Here is a 13,889-nt window from a genome sequence, read left to right on the forward strand (position 1 = left end):
GGTCTCCTGCGGGGTGGTCATCGACCGTCCGGGCCGAGCCAGACGCGCTGGTCGGGAACCAGCGTCGCCAGCTCGTCCCACAGGTCGGCGGGAACGGGGTACCGCGCCCAGGCGAGCGCGTCGTCGATCTGGTGCGGCCGCGTCGCCCCGACGATGGTCGACGCGACGCGCGGGTCGCGCGTGGAGAGCTGCAGCGCCGCGGCGGGCACGGGCACGCCGTGCCGCGCGCACGCCTCGCGGATCGCCGTGAGCGCTGCGACGTGCTCGGGTGTGGCGGGCCGGTACGCGTACGTCGGGACGGGCTGCGGATCCTTCGCGAGCATGCCGCCGCCGAACGGCGCGGCGTTGAACACCGCGACCCCGTGCTCGACGGCCGCGTCGAGCAGCGCGTCGGCGGACCGGTCGAGGAGCGTGAGCCGGTTGTGCGTCACCGCGGCGTCGAACACCCCGAGCCGCACGAAGCGCTCCATCATGGCCGCCGGTCCGCCGGCGACGCCGACCAGACCCACGACGCCCTCGTCCCGGAGCGCGAGGAGCGCCTCGAGCGGGCCGCCCGGCGCGGTCGCCGCCTCGAACGTGAGGCGCTCCGGGTCGTGCAGGTGCACCAGCGGCAGCCGGTCCAGGCCGAGCCGCTCGAGGCTCTCCTCGACCGAGCGCCGGACGCGGTCGCCCGAGAAGTCGTCGCCGGCGGGATCGACCTTCGTCGCGACGACGTGGCCGGCGGGCACCCCACCCAGCACGCGCAGGACCGCGCCGATCCGCTCCTCGGACCGGCCGTAGTTGTTGCCCGTGTCGAGCGCGGCGAGCGGGCCGGTGAGCGCCGCGGTGATCGTCGCCGCCGCGGTCTCGTCGTCGACCCGGTCCCGGCCCAGCGCCGAGGCGCCGACGGTCAGCACGCCCACCTCCACGCCCGGCCCGACCACCCGGCGCGCGGCCGGGTCGGGAGACGCGCTCATCCCTTGAGCCCGCCGCTGATGAGGTCCAGGCGCCAGAACCGCTGCAGGAAGAGCAGCAGCGCGACCAGCGGGATGATCGACACGGCCGCGCCGATGATCGCGACGCTGTACAGCGCCGGCTCGCCCGACCCCTTGGACAGCAGCGTGTAGAGGCCCACCGTGATCGGGTACCGGCTCTGGTCGGACAGCATGATGAACGGCAGCAGGAAGTTGTTCCAGATGCCGACGAACTGCAGCATGAAGACGGTCACCATGCCGGGCAGCATCATCGGCACGCCGATGTTCGTGAAGATCCGCGCCTCGCCCGCGCCGTCGAGCCGGGCGGCCTCGATGGTCTCCACCGGGACGGCGGCCGACGCGAACACGCGGCACAGGTAGATGCCGAACGGCGAGACGATCATCGGCAGCAGCACGGACGCGTACGAGCCGGCGAAGCCGAGCTTCGACATGAGCAGGTACTGCGGGATCGCCAGGGTGATCCCGGGGATCAGGACGCCCGCGAGGATCGAGTAGAAGACCAGGTTGCGGCCGCGGAACTGGTACTTGGCCAAGCCGTACCCGGCCATCGCCGAGACGACCACCGAGAGCACCGCGCCGACGCCGGCGTAGAGCAGGCTGTTGAGCGCCCAGGTGCCGTACTGGCCGCCGCCGTAGGCGAACAGGTCGTGCAGGTTGTCGACGAGGCCGCTGCCGGGCGCGAACGTGAACGTCGTGAACAGCTCGGAGCGCGACTTGGTGGACGCGACGAGCACCCACGCCACGGGCACCAGGCAGTAGAGCGCGCCGACGAGGATGACGGCGGTCGGCAGGGCCTTGGTGAGGAACGGGGTGCGCACGGTGTCGTGCGCGAGCGTGGGCTGGGACATCAGCTCTCTCCGAAGGCGCGCTTCTGCGTCAGCCGCAGGAGGATGACGGACAGCGCGACGGTGCAGACGGCGAGGAACACCGAGCCGGCGGCCGCGCGGGGCAGGTCGTCGCGGACGAAGGCGTCGCGGTAGATGGTCATGAGCGGCACCCAGGTCTGGGAGATCGCACTGGTCATCGGACGCAGGGTCGTCGGCTCGCCGTAGACCTGGAGCGTGCCGATGAGGGCGAACAGCCCCGTGAGCACGAGCGCGGGCGTCACCAGCGGAACCTTGATCCGCCAGGCGATCTGCCACTCGTTCGCGCCGTCGATGCGGGCGGCGTCGAACAGCTCGGACGGGATGCCCCGCAGCGACGTGTAGATGATGATCATGTTGAACCCGACGCCGCCCCAGATCGCGATGTTCGCGACCGAGCCGAAGATCTCCGGGTTCTCCAGGAACGGGATCGTGCCCCAGCCCAGCTGCTCCGTGATGTACGAGAACGGGCTGGTCAGGGGCAGGTACATGAAGCCCCACATGAGCGTCGCGACGACGCCGGGCACTGCGTACGGGATGAAGATCGCCGTACGGGAGAACCGCTTGGCCTTCGTCGCGCCGAGGTCGAGCAGCAGCGCGAACAGGAGGGCCAGCCCGAGCGTGAGGGGGACCGCGATGGCGCCGTAGATCGCGAGGCGGCCGAAGCCGGCGAGGAAGTCCCGGTCGGAGAGCGCGGAGACGTAGTTGCCGAAGCCGATGAAGACCTCCTCACGCTTGCCGAAGGCCCCGCCCGGCATGAGGCGCAGCCCGCGGAAGCTGAGGTAGACCGAGTAGAGCATCGGCACGAGCAGGAAGGCGACGAAGAGCACCACCGCCGGCGCGACGAACACGTAGGGGGCGATCGGGGAGCGCCGGCTCCGCCTGGTCGTCGGGATGCTGCCGGTCGACGTCGTCGTCGGCGCAGTCGTCGTGGTTGTCATGTCCCTCTCCACCGGCAGGCCCGGCCGCGGCGCCCGGACGGACGCCGCGGCCAGGGCCGTGCTCACTCGCTGACGTCGAACCCGGTCGTCTTCATGTCATCGACCACGACCTTCTGCGTGGCCGTCAGGGCGTCGCGCAGCGGCGTCCCGTCCTGCACGGCCTTGGCCATCGCGTCCTGGAACGCGGACTGCGCGACGTTGACGTTCGGGCCCCACGAGATGTTGGGGATCGTGTTGCCGGCGATCGTCGAGGCGAGTTTCCAGAAGTCCGTCTGCTGGGGCATGAGCAGCGGCGGGTCGGACGTCTCGGCCTTGGTCTGGCCCAGCGTCGACGCGGGGTACTGGCCCGTGGACAGCTGGATGCCGGCGCCCTCGTCGGTCGAGTTGATCCAGGCCGCGAACTCGGCGGCCTCCTTCGGGTGCTTCGACGACGTGGTCACGACGACCGCCGAGCCGCCCTGGTAGGCGACCTTGCTGTCACCGGGAGTCCACTGCGGCAGCGGGGCCATCGCCCACTGGCCGGCCATCGACTCGGCGACGCCGTAGATCACGCCGGGCGCCCACAGCGCGGACGGCCACGACAGCACCTGCCCGGCGTTGACCTCCTGGTTCCACTGCGGCGTCAGCAGGTCCTCGACCTTGATGAGGTCGTTGTCGATCAGGTCCTGCCAGTAGTCGGCGACCTGCTGCGAGGCCTCGTCGTCGATGCCGACCGTCCACTTGTCCCCGTCGACCGACCACCACTTCGCGCCGGCCTGCTGGGCCATGCCCGCGAAGAAGCCGAACTCGGAGGTGTTGAACGTGGCCAGGTACGCGCTCGGGTCGGCCGTGTGGACCGCCTGCGCCGCCGTCTTGAACTCGGCCCAGGTGGTGGGCACCGGGACGCCGAGCTCGTCGAGCCGCTTCTGGTTGTAGACGAACGCCATGGGGCCGACGTCCTGCGGGATGCCGTAGATCGCGTCGTTGAACGTGGTCAGGCCCCACGTGGAGTCGGTGAACTTCGACTTGAGGTCGTCGTCGACGTAGTCCGTGATGTCGGCGGCGACGTCCCCGACGATCATCGCGGGCAGCGTCTGGTACTCGACGACCGAGACGTCTGGGGCGTTGCCGGCCCGGGTCGCGGTGAGCAGCTTGGCGGAGGAGTCGGTGCCGCCGCCGGCGTCGGTGTGCTTGACCTGGATGTCGGGGTGCGCCTTGTTCCAGGCGTCGACCATCGGGTCCTGCGCCGTGCCCCACGCCCAGTAGTCGAGCGTGACCGGGCCGCCGGCGGTGGAGTCGTCGGAGCCCGACGAGCCGCCGCCGGAGCAGCCGACGAGCAGTGCACCGACGGCGACCAGGGCGCCTGCGGCGGTGATCACTCTCGAACGCATGTTTCACATCTCCCTTGACGTGGGTACTGAGGGGTAGGGGTGCGGACCCCGTCGAAGCGAAGCGCTTCGATGACTGATGCGCGACATCGTGTGCCCGATCCGTCCCCGGTGTCAACCGGTCGGCGACATTGATTCGTGGCCGACGTATGGCGATGGGAGATCATTTCGAAGCGCTTCGAGCGACGAATTCGAAGCGCTTCGATGTCGACCCGGACGGCGCGCCGCCATGATCACCGCAGGTCAGGCAGGGGGTGCGACGCTCCCGCGCTGCTCCAGCGTGGGAGAGACCAGGCGCGTCTCGCCGGGGCCTTCCTGGCGCAGGCGCGCCATCGCCATCTCGACCGCGATCCGGCCGATGTCGTGCCCCGGCACGGTGATCGCGTCGACCGGGTGGCGCAGGCTCTCGGCGATGTTCGCGGCGCTGATCGCCACGAGCGACATGGCGCCGGGCACGGGCCGGCCGGCCCGCTCGAGCGCGTCGACGACGCCCGCGAGGGCGGCCTCGTTGTGCACGACGAGACCCGTCACCTCAGGGTGCTCGGCGAGCAGCTGCTCGACCACGGCGACGCCACCGGCGTACGTGGGGTCGCACGGCAGGACGTGCACCTCGGCCCCGCTGTGGGTGGCCTGGTCGACGACGCCGTCGCGCATCCGGATGGCGTAGTTGGCCCGGCGCTCGAACCGCTGGCGGGACGCGCCGACGAGCGCGAGACGCTCGTGACCTGCACCGACGAGGGTCCGAGTGGCCAGCCGGCCGGCCGCCGCGAAGTCGAGGTCGACGCACGCCAGGCCCGAGGTGTCGTCGGGCACGCCGATGAGGACGGCGGGCAGGTCGAGGGCGCGCAGCGACGGCAGGCGCGCGTCCTGCGCCTCCACGTCCATGACGATCACGGCGTCCGCCAGGGAACGGGCCGCGACCCGGCCGATCTCCTGGACGTCCTCCTGGGTGAGCAGCAGGACGTCGTGGTCGAACGTGCGGGCGGCGGTCACCACCCCGGCGACGAACTCCATGATGATCGCCACGTTGATCCCGGGCCGGAACGGCACCATCAGCGCGATCACGTTGCTGCGGGCCGACGCCAACGCCTGCGCCCCGGCGTGGGGGTGGAAGTCCAGGTCGCGGATCGCGCGCTCGACCCGCTCCCGGGTGGGCTGGGAGATCGGCCGCTTGCCGCTGATCACGTAGCTCACGGTCGACAGGGAGACCCCTGCCGCGCGGGCCACGTCGCCGATGGTCGCCATGGCGCAAGATTAGCGGTCCCTCGGGCCGCGCAGCCCCAGAATGCATGCGGGGAGGTCGCGGTGCATTTCTCGGGCTGAGCCGCACCGCCTTCGGTCGGCAGCACTAGGCGTGGCGTCGCCCGTGACGTACGCTCCGTCAGGCGAAGCGCTTCGACGATCCGTGCGGTCGGACCGGGGCAGGACCGAGAGGACGACGATGAAGTTCACCGACGGCTACTGGCAGACGCTCCCGGGCACGAGCGTGCTGCACCCCCGTGACATCGCGGACGTCGTCGTCGGCGACGCCGACGTGCGGGTGTACGCGCCCACCGCTCCGCAGCTGCGCCGAGGCGACTCTCTCAACCGGCCGCTCGTCTCGGTGGCGTTCGACAGCCCGATGGACGACGTGATCCGGGTGCGCATCGAGCACTTCAGCGGCGGGGTGGATGCGGGTCCGCACTTCGAGGTGGCCGAGGGCGCCGCGGACGTGAAGATCGTCGGCCCGGACGACGGGTTCGTCACGCTGCGCAGCGGCGCCCTGAGCGCGCGCATCGCGACGGCGGGCGCCTGGCACGTGCGGTTCGAGGCGGACGGTCGGGTGTTGACGTCGTCGTCGGCGCGGTCGGTGGGGATCGTCACCGATGCGGCGGGTGAGGCGTTCGTGCACGAGCAGCTCTCGCTCGGTGTGCGTGAGCACGTGTATGGGTTGGGGGAGCGGTTCGGTGCGTTCGTGAAGAACGGGCAGTCGGTGGACATCTGGAACGCCGACGGCGGGACCTCGAGTGAGCAGGCGTACAAGAACGTGCCGTTCTACCTCTCCGATGCCGGGTACGGGGTGTTCGTGGACCACCCCGGGCGGGTGTCGTTCGAGGTCGGCTCGGAGGCGGTGTCGCGCACCCAGTTCTCGGTGCCCGGGCAGAGCCTGCAGTACTACGTGATCCACGGCCCGACCCCCAAGGACGTGCTGCGCCGGTACACCGCGTTGACCGGGCGCCCGGCGCTGCCGCCGGCGTGGTCGTACGGGTTGTGGTTGTCCACCTCGTTCACCACGGACTACGACGAGGCCACGGTGACCTCGTTCGTGGACGGCATGGCCGACCGTGGGTTGCCGTTGAGTGTGTTCCATTTCGACTGCTTCTGGATGCGGGCGTTCCACTGGAGCGACTTCACCTGGGACCCGGCCACGTTCCCCGACCCCGAGGGCATGCTGGCCCGGTTGCACGCCAAGGGGTTGCAGGTGTGCGTGTGGATCAACCCCTACATCGCGCAACGCTCCGCCCTGTTCGAGGAGGGCCGCGCCGGCGGGTTCCTGGTCACCCGGGCCGATGGGTCGATCTGGCAGACCGACCAGTGGCAGGCCGGCATGGGCCTGGTCGACTTCACCAACCCGGCCGCGGTGGCCTGGTTCCAGGGGCACCTGCGCCGCCTGCTGGCCCAGGGGGTGGATGCGTTCAAGACCGACTTCGGCGAACGCATCCCCACCGACGTGGTCTGGCATGACGGGTCGGACCCGGCGCGGATGCACAACTACTACACCCACCTGTACAACCGGGCCGTCTTCGACCTCCTGGTCGCCGAGCGGGGTGAGGGGGAGGCGGTGCTGTTCGCCCGGTCCGCCACCGCCGGTGGGCAGCAGTTCCCGGTGCACTGGGGTGGGGACTGTGAGTCCACGTTCGTGTCCATGGCCGAGTCCCTGCGCGGCGGCCTGTCCCTGGCCGCCTCGGGGTTCGGGTTCTGGAGCCACGACATCGGCGGGTTCGAGGGCACCCCCGACCCGGCCGTGTTCAAACGGTGGGTCGCGTTCGGGATGCTGTCCTCGCACAGCCGCCTGCACGGCTCCAGCTCCTACCGGGTCCCCTGGGCGTTCGACCAGGAAGCCGTCGAGGTCACCCGCACGTTCACCCGGCTCAAGCTGTCCCTGATGCCCTACCTGGCCGCCGCCGGCATCGAGGCACACCAGCACGGGACACCCGTGATGCGGCCCATGGTGCTGGAGTTCCCGCACGACCCCGGCGCCGCGAGCATCGACACCCAGTACATGCTCGGACCCGACCTGCTCGTCGCCCCCGTCTTCACCGCCGACGGAGACGTGGACGTGTACCTGCCCGAGGGCACCTGGACCTCGCTGCTCACCGGCCACCAGGTCACCGGCCCCCGCTGGGTCCACGAACGACACGCCTTCGACTCCGTCCCCCTCTACGTGCGCCCCGGCACCGTCCTGCCCGTCGGCGCCCGCACCGACCGCCCCGACTACGACTGGGCCGACGGCATCACGCTCCGACTCTTCGAGATCCCCGACGGACACCGCTCGCTGACCACGATCCCCGCCGTCGGAGACCGCGGGGACGTCACGTTCGTCGTGCAGCGGACCGGCGACGAGGTGCGCGTGGAGGCGCGGGGCGCGAGCGCGCCGTGGTCCGTGCGGGTCGAGCCCGCCGGGGCGCGGCCGGTGCTGACCGCGGCCGGGGGACCGGGACGGTCGGTGGCCACGGTGGACCTCGCGGCGGTCTGATCCCGCTCAGGGCTCCAACGGGTTGACGGGGAGCGCGTCCGGTGGGCGGTAGCGAGCGACCAGCACGCGCGCGCCGAGGAACGTCAGCACCCACAGGACGATCACCAGGGCGCTCTCCGCGACGGGCGTCACCAGCCACGGGAGCAGGTCGGAGAAGCCGGGGCCCGGTGTGCCGCCGGACAGGGCGACGCCCACCGTGGCGCCCGCACCCGTCTGCCACCAGACCCAGCTGAGCCCGGCGGCGGGGACGGCGTAGGCGGCTGCCCGCCCGGGCGCGGGCCGCCGGGCCAGGAGCACGGCCGCGCCGACGACGAGGACCAGGAGCAGCGTCGCCGTCCGGACGACCGTGACCCGGGAGGGGATCAGCTCGCCGGAAAGTGTCGCGCCGTACGCGGTGAGGCGGACACCGGGCAGCACCCACAGCGGGGCGGTGAGGGCCGCCGCGACGACGGCGAGCACGCGGACCGGGGACTCGTCGCCGACGAGAGTGACCACGCCCGTCGTCGCGAGCGCGCCGAGCAGCAGCACGAGGGCGGGCAGCAGGAGGTCGGCACCCGACGAGCCCTGGACCACGACCGAGGAGAGCGGGGCGTACGCGAACCAGCCGAACGAGCCCTGGGGCTGCCACCACCACACCGCACCGAGCGTGACCGCGGGAAGGGCGAACCAGGCGGCCCACCGCGCCGCGGTCGAACGCCGGCGGACGACGAGGGCGGCCACGGCCAGCGCGGCGAGGGCCCCGGCGACCACCAGACCGGCGCGCGGACCGGGAACCTGGCGCACGGGCGGGAAGAGCGCCACCAGCGCGACGACCACGCCCAGCACCCCGGCCGCGACGGCGCCGGCGACGACCAGCCTGTTCCGCATGGCGCCAGGCTAGGGGCGAGCAGCGTGGTCGCGAGGGCGTTCCGGGTGGCTACAGTCCCCACCATGGCCAACGCGAGCACCGTCGACTGGACCGTGTTCGTGCTGGTGGTGGGGCTGCGCCTGGTGGTCCCGCTCTTCATCCCGCGGTTCCCGCTGCCCGCGATCCTGGCCGCGCTGGTGATCGACGGCCTGGACAAGTCGATCTTCGCGGCGTTCACCGGCCTGCCGCTCGACAACTACCAGTCGTACGACAAGGCGCTGGACATCTACTACCTGACGATCGCCTACCTCGCGGTGCTGCGGAACTGGCGCAACCCGTTCGCCGTGGGGGTCGCCGCGTTCCTCTGGTACTACCGGCTGGTGGGGGTGCTCGCCTTCGAGCTCACCGGCGCGCGCTGGCTGCTCATGGTGTTCCCCAACACGTTCGAGTACTTCGTCATCGCCATCGAGGTGGTCCGGACCCGGTGGGACGCGAGCCGGCTGAGCAAGGCGGCGCTCCTGTGGACCGCGGGGCTCATCTGGGTCGTGATCAAGCTTCCGCAGGAGTGGTGGATCCACGTCGCCCAGCTCGACTTCACGGACGAGTTCGGTCGGCTCGTGGACGAGCGGCCCTGGGTGTGGGGCGTCCTGGCGGTCCTCGCCGTCGTGCTCGTGATCGCCGGGCGCCGGCTGTCCCGTCGGCTGCCCCCGGCCGACTGGCCGTTCACGCTGGACGCCGACGTGGTGGCGGAACGGGTCGGGTGGCTGCCGCGACGGCCGGTCGCGGTCGCGCCGTCCGGCCTCCGGCACGTGGTCGAGAAGGCGGTGCTGGCCGGGCTGGTCACGGTGATCATGGTCGAGTCGTACCCCAGCGTGCAGGCGCGGCCCTCGGTCGTGGCGCTCGTCGTGACGGGCACGGTGCTGGTGCACGCCGTCCTCGCGACCTGGCGGCGGCGCGACCGCCCGCTCGCCGTCCAGGTCGCCGTGAACACCGCGATCAGCGTGGTCGCCATGCTCGTGTTCGCCGCGTTCGCGACCGGGCAGCGCGGCCAGGTGTCCGTCGGGGACGTCCTCCTCTTCGCCTACCTCGTCGCGCTCGTCGTCACGCTGTACGACCGCTACGCGGCGCGCCGCGAGGCGTGCCTCGCGACGGCCGCCTGACGCCTCAGCCCTGCCCGCGCAGGTTCCTCCACTGCTCGCGGCGGTCGGCCTGCTCGATCGGGTCCGGCACGGGCAGCGACGCCAGCAGGCGTTGCGTGTACGGGTGCTTCGGTGCGCCGAGGACCTCGTCGCCCGTGCCCTCCTCCACCAGGACTCCGCGGTGCAGCACGGCGATGCGGTGGGCGAGCAGGTCGACGACGGCCAGGTCGTGGCTGATGAACAGGCACGCGAAGCCGAGCTCGGCCTGCAGGCGGGCGAACAGGTCGAGGACGCGCGCCTGCACGGACACGTCGAGCGCGCTCGTCGGCTCGTCGGCGATGAGCAGCTCGGGACCGAGGATGAGTGCCCGGGCGAGGCTGGCGCGCTGTCGCTGGCCACCCGAGAGCTCGTGGGGGAACCGGTCGCCGAACGCCTTGGGCAGCTGGACGGCCTCCATGAGCTCGTCGACCCGCGGGCGCGCTTCGACCGGGTTCGGCGCGAGGCCGTGCACGACCATCGGCTCGGCCACGCACTGCGCGATGGTCAGCAGCGGGTTGAAGCTGGTGGCCGGGTCCTGGAACACGAACCCGATGCGCTTGCGGACGGGCTTGAAGGTCTTCTCGCGCACGCCGAGCATCTCGACGCCGTGCACCTTGAGCGACCCGCCGCTGACGGGCGTGAGGCCGGCGATGGCCCGACCGATCGTCGTCTTGCCGCTGCCCGACTCGCCCACCAGGCCGAGCACCTCGCCCGGGCGGATGGCCAGGTCGACGCCGTCGACGGCCGTGAACGCGGGCTGCCGCAGCCGGCCGGGGTACACGATGCGCAGGTCGGTCGCCTCGACCACGGGCGTGGCGGACTCGTCGACGACCATCGCCTCGAGCTCGTCGGCCACGCGCACGCGGTCGCGCAGGCGGCGACCGCCGACGCGCGGGACGGCGTCGAGAAGCTTGCGCGTGTAGGGGTGCTGCGGCGCCGCGAACAGCGTCCGCACGTCGGCCTGCTCGACGATCTCGCCGTTGTACATGACCGCCACGCGGTCGGCGAGGTCCGCGACGACGCCCATGTTGTGCGTGATCAGCACGATCGCCGAGCCGAACTCCTGGGGGAGCCGGCGCAGCAGGTCGAGGATCTCCGCCTGCACGGTGACGTCGAGCGCCGTCGTCGGCTCGTCGGCCACGATCAGGCCCGGGTCGAGCACCAGGGCCTGCGCGATGACGATGCGCTGCTTCTGGCCGCCCGAGAACTGGTGCGGGTAGTGGTCGACGCGGTGCTCGGGGTCGGGGATGCCGACCAGGCGCAGCACCTCGATGGCCTGCTGGCGCGCGTCGTCCTTGGACAGCCGCCGGTGGGCGCGCAGGCCCTCGGCGATCTGCCAGCCGACGGGGAACACCGGGTTCAGGGCGGTCGACGGCTCCTGGAACACCATCGCCGCGTCGCGACCGCGCACGTCGCGCAGGTCGCCTGCGCTCATGGTGACCACGTCGTGGGTGGCCGAGCCGTCCTTGCGCGTGAGCAGCACGGCGCCGCTGGTCAGGGCGGTCTCGGGCAGCAGGCCCAGGATCGACCGCGCGGTGACGGTCTTGCCGGAGCCCGACTCGCCGACGATGGCGAGCACCTCCCCGGCCGCCACGGTGAGCGTGACGCCCTCCACGGCGCGGACCGTGCCGGAGTCCGTCGCGAACGAGACGTGCAGGTTCTGGATGTCGACGACGTTGGTCATGAGCGGTCCTCGGTCTCTCCGTACAGGTTCGAGGGCGCCTCGAGCTCGTCGATGGTGCCGAAGTCGTCGTCGGCCACCCCGCCGGGGACGGCCACGACGGGGCTCACCGGCGCGGCGGCCTTGGCCCGACGACGGGTGCGCAGGCGCGGGTCGGCCAGGTCGTTGAGCGACTCCCCGACGAGCGTGACGCCCAGCACGGTGAGCACGATCGCGACGCCCGGCGGGATGGCCGTCCACCAGATGCCGCTGGTCGCGTCGGACAGCGACTTGGACAGGTCGTAGCCCCAGTCCGCCGCCGCGGTCGGCTCGATGCCGAAGCCGAGGAACCCGAGGCCCGCCAGCGTCAGCACGGCCTCGGAGCTGTTGAGCGTGAGGATCAGGGGGAGCGTGCGGGTGGAGTTGCGCAGCACGTGGCGGCCCATGATCCGCAGGTGGCCGGAGCCGATGACCCGTGCTGACTCGACGAACGCCTCGGCCTTGACCCGCACCACCTCGGCGCGGACCACGCGGAAGTACTGGGGGATCATCACGACGCTGAGCGAGATGGCCGCGGCCATCACCCCGCCCCACATCGAGGACTGTCCGCCGCTGATGACGATGGCGACGACGATGGCGAGCAGCAGCGACGGGAACGCGAACAGCGCGTCGGCGATGACGACGAGCACGCGGTCGACCCACCCGCCGAAGTACCCGGACACCAGCCCGAGCGCGACGCCGAGGAAGATGGACAGCACGACGGCCACGACGATGACGAGGGCCGCCGGGCGCGCGCCCCAGATGGTCCGGGACAGCACGTCGTAGCCGCCGACGGTCGTGCCCAGCCAGTGCTCGGCGGACGGCGGCTGCTGCGAGCCGAAGTTGACGTCGCCCGAGGACAGCTGCGCGTACCCGTAGGGCGCGAGCAGGGGGGCGAACACGGCGGTCACGACGAAGATCGCCATGAGCACGAGTCCGCCGACGAGCATCGTGCGCTGCAGGCCGACGCTGGTGCGGAGCTGACGGAGCACGGGCAGCCGCTTCCAGAACGCGGTGTGCTCGGGCGCCGCGGGGGCGGCGTGGACGGCGTCGGGGCCGTCGAGGGGCGTGAGCGCGGTCATCAGTACTTGATCCTCGGGTCGACGAGTGCGGCGATGACGTCGACGATGAAGTTCGTCAGCGCCACCACGACGGCGAGCAGCACCACCAGGCCCTGGACGGCGACGAAGTCGCGCGCCAGCAGGTACTGGACCAGCTGGAAGCCGAGGCCCTTCCACTCGAAGGTCTTCTCGGTGAGCACGGCACCGCTGAGCAGCAGGGCGACCTGCAGGCCGATCACCGTGATGATGGGGACGAGCGCGGGCCGCCACGCGTGCTGGCGCAGCAGGCGCCGCTCGTTCACGCCGCGCGAGCGCGCCGCCTCGACGTAGCCGGTGGACAGCGTGCCGATGACGTTGGTGCGGACGAGCCGCAGGAAGATCCCGCCCGTCAGCAGGCCGAGCGCGACCGCGGGCAGGATCGCGTGCTGGATGACGTCCCAGACCACGGCGGGATCCCCGGTGCTGATCGCGTCGATGAGGTAGATGCCGGTCCCGGCGCCGTTGCGCTGGATCTCGATCTGCGCGTCGGTCGAGGCGCGTCCGGCGACGGGCAGCCAGCCGAGCCAGACGGAGAAGACGAGCTTGAGCAGGATGCCGGCGAAGAACACGGGCGTCGCGTAGGCGACGATCCCGGAGACGCGCAGCGACGCGTCGACCCCGCGGTCGCGGCGGGCGGCGGCGATGCGGCCCAGCGGGATACCGATGAGGAGTGCGACCAGCAGCGCGTAGACCGCCAGCTCGAGGGTCGCCGTCCCGTAGGTGACGACGACCTGGGTGACGGGTCGGTTGTCGGAGATCGTCGTGCCGAAGTCGCCGTGCAGCAGCTTCCCGAGGTAGTCGAGGTACTGCACGATGATCGGCCGGTCGTAGCCGGCGGCGTGGATCCGCTCCTGCAGCTGGTCGTGCGTGAGCCGCCCGCCCAGCGACGCGGTGATCGGGTCCCCCGTCGAGCGCATGAGGACGAAGACGGTGGTCACCAGGATGAAGATCGTGGGGAAGATCAGCAGGAACCGGATCAGCAGGTAGCTGCCCAGGTGGCCCCCCGATCGCCTGCTCTTCGCGGCCGGGGTCGCCGGCGCGGTGGGTGCTCCGGGCGCGACGCCCGTGGGCGCTCCGGTGGTGGTGGAGGTCATGGTTCCTGCCTGTGCATGGTCATCCCGCGGCGTTGCGGTGCGGACGAGCCGGACGGCCCCGCCCCCGATTGTGCTCGGGGACGGGACCGT

Annotated in this window: 11 protein-coding genes; 2 read left to right on the forward strand and 9 right to left on the reverse strand. The window is 71.7% G+C overall.

Annotated elements, in window-relative coordinates:
• Positions 1-17: 17 nt before the first annotated feature.
• The 5 genes from AC1DQC_RS00460 to AC1DQC_RS00480 form a co-directional block, all read right to left on the reverse strand.
• Positions 18-956, reverse strand: coding sequence for an aldo/keto reductase (locus AC1DQC_RS00460; RefSeq protein WP_477049259.1), 939 nt, complete (start codon positions 954-956; stop codon positions 18-20).
• Positions 953-1,822, reverse strand: coding sequence for a carbohydrate ABC transporter permease (locus AC1DQC_RS00465; protein ID WP_477049260.1), 870 nt, complete (start codon positions 1,820-1,822; stop codon positions 953-955). The genes AC1DQC_RS00460 and AC1DQC_RS00465 overlap by 4 nt, the downstream gene beginning before the upstream one ends.
• Positions 1,822-2,778 (reverse strand): carbohydrate ABC transporter permease, encoded by a 957-nt coding sequence (locus AC1DQC_RS00470; RefSeq protein WP_477049261.1) that lies wholly within the window; start codon positions 2,776-2,778, stop codon positions 1,822-1,824. Before AC1DQC_RS00470 ends, AC1DQC_RS00465 begins: the two co-directional genes overlap by 1 nt.
• Positions 2,779-2,840: 62 nt before the next feature.
• Positions 2,841-4,148 carry an ABC transporter substrate-binding protein gene (locus AC1DQC_RS00475; protein WP_477049262.1) on the reverse strand — a complete coding sequence of 436 codons (1,308 nt, stop codon included), beginning with the start codon at positions 4,146-4,148 and terminating at the stop codon, positions 2,841-2,843.
• Positions 4,149-4,388: 240 nt separating this feature from the next.
• The gene (locus AC1DQC_RS00480) at positions 4,389-5,390 is read right to left on the reverse strand and encodes a LacI family DNA-binding transcriptional regulator (protein WP_477049263.1); all 1,002 of its coding nucleotides are present in this window, start codon (positions 5,388-5,390) and stop codon (positions 4,389-4,391) included.
• 196 nt (positions 5,391-5,586) lie between these two features.
• Here AC1DQC_RS00480 and yicI point away from each other — a divergent pair, with 196 nt between their 5' ends.
• The gene (yicI, locus tag AC1DQC_RS00485; RefSeq protein WP_477049264.1) at positions 5,587-7,881 is read left to right on the forward strand and encodes an alpha-xylosidase; all 2,295 of its coding nucleotides are present in this window, start codon (positions 5,587-5,589) and stop codon (positions 7,879-7,881) included.
• Positions 7,882-7,887: 6 nt separating this feature from the next.
• Here yicI and AC1DQC_RS00490 read toward each other — a convergent pair whose 3' ends face one another.
• Positions 7,888-8,748 (reverse strand): hypothetical protein, encoded by an 861-nt coding sequence (locus AC1DQC_RS00490; RefSeq protein ID WP_477049265.1) that lies wholly within the window; start codon positions 8,746-8,748, stop codon positions 7,888-7,890.
• A gap of 63 nt (positions 8,749-8,811) precedes the next feature.
• On the opposite strand from AC1DQC_RS00490, the gene AC1DQC_RS00495 reads away from it, so the two are divergent.
• Positions 8,812-9,888 carry a hypothetical protein gene (locus AC1DQC_RS00495; protein WP_477049266.1) on the forward strand — a complete coding sequence of 359 codons (1,077 nt, stop codon included), beginning with the start codon at positions 8,812-8,814 and terminating at the stop codon, positions 9,886-9,888.
• Positions 9,889-9,892: 4 nt separating this feature from the next.
• Here the strand turns inward: AC1DQC_RS00495 and AC1DQC_RS00500 are convergent, their stop codons facing one another.
• Genes AC1DQC_RS00500 through AC1DQC_RS00510 form a run of 3 tightly spaced genes read right to left on the reverse strand, consistent with a single transcriptional unit; the run spans position 9,893 to position 13,799 of the window.
• Positions 9,893-11,590, reverse strand: a complete 1,698-nt coding sequence (locus AC1DQC_RS00500; RefSeq protein WP_477049267.1) for an ABC transporter ATP-binding protein — start codon at positions 11,588-11,590, stop codon at positions 9,893-9,895.
• A complete protein-coding gene (locus AC1DQC_RS00505) occupies positions 11,587-12,687 on the reverse strand; it encodes an ABC transporter permease (protein ID WP_477049268.1) in 1,101 nt (366 codons plus the stop codon). The genes AC1DQC_RS00500 and AC1DQC_RS00505 overlap by 4 nt, the downstream gene beginning before the upstream one ends.
• Positions 12,687-13,799, reverse strand: a complete 1,113-nt coding sequence (locus tag AC1DQC_RS00510) for an ABC transporter permease (RefSeq protein WP_477049269.1) — start codon at positions 13,797-13,799, stop codon at positions 12,687-12,689. Before AC1DQC_RS00510 ends, AC1DQC_RS00505 begins: the two co-directional genes overlap by 1 nt.
• Positions 13,800-13,889: the final 90 nt, after the last annotated feature.

The organism is Cellulomonas sp. P4_H12 (genome assembly GCF_056400905.1).

Bases quoted from the DNA above. Each gene is read 5' to 3' on its own strand.
- AC1DQC_RS00490 (WP_477049265.1), bottom strand. From the start codon at position 8,748: ATGCGGAACAGGCTGGTCGTCGCCGGCGCCGTCGCGGCCGGGGTGCTG.
- AC1DQC_RS00495 (WP_477049266.1), top strand. From the start codon at position 8,812: ATGGCCAACGCGAGCACCGTCGACTGGACCGTGTTCGTGCTGGTGGTG.
- AC1DQC_RS00470 (WP_477049261.1), bottom strand. From the start codon at position 2,778: ATGACAACCACGACGACTGCGCCGACGACGACGTCGACCGGCAGCATC.
- AC1DQC_RS00500 (WP_477049267.1), bottom strand. From the start codon at position 11,590: ATGACCAACGTCGTCGACATCCAGAACCTGCACGTCTCGTTCGCGACG.
- AC1DQC_RS00475 (WP_477049262.1), bottom strand. From the start codon at position 4,148: ATGCGTTCGAGAGTGATCACCGCCGCAGGCGCCCTGGTCGCCGTCGGT.
- AC1DQC_RS00505 (WP_477049268.1), bottom strand. From the start codon at position 12,687: ATGACCGCGCTCACGCCCCTCGACGGCCCCGACGCCGTCCACGCCGCC.
- AC1DQC_RS00480 (WP_477049263.1), bottom strand. From the start codon at position 5,390: ATGGCGACCATCGGCGACGTGGCCCGCGCGGCAGGGGTCTCCCTGTCG.
- AC1DQC_RS00510 (WP_477049269.1), bottom strand. From the start codon at position 13,799: ATGACCTCCACCACCACCGGAGCGCCCACGGGCGTCGCGCCCGGAGCA.
- AC1DQC_RS00465 (WP_477049260.1), bottom strand. From the start codon at position 1,822: ATGTCCCAGCCCACGCTCGCGCACGACACCGTGCGCACCCCGTTCCTC.
- AC1DQC_RS00460 (WP_477049259.1), bottom strand. From the start codon at position 956: ATGAGCGCGTCTCCCGACCCGGCCGCGCGCCGGGTGGTCGGGCCGGGC.
- yicI (WP_477049264.1), top strand. From the start codon at position 5,587: ATGAAGTTCACCGACGGCTACTGGCAGACGCTCCCGGGCACGAGCGTG.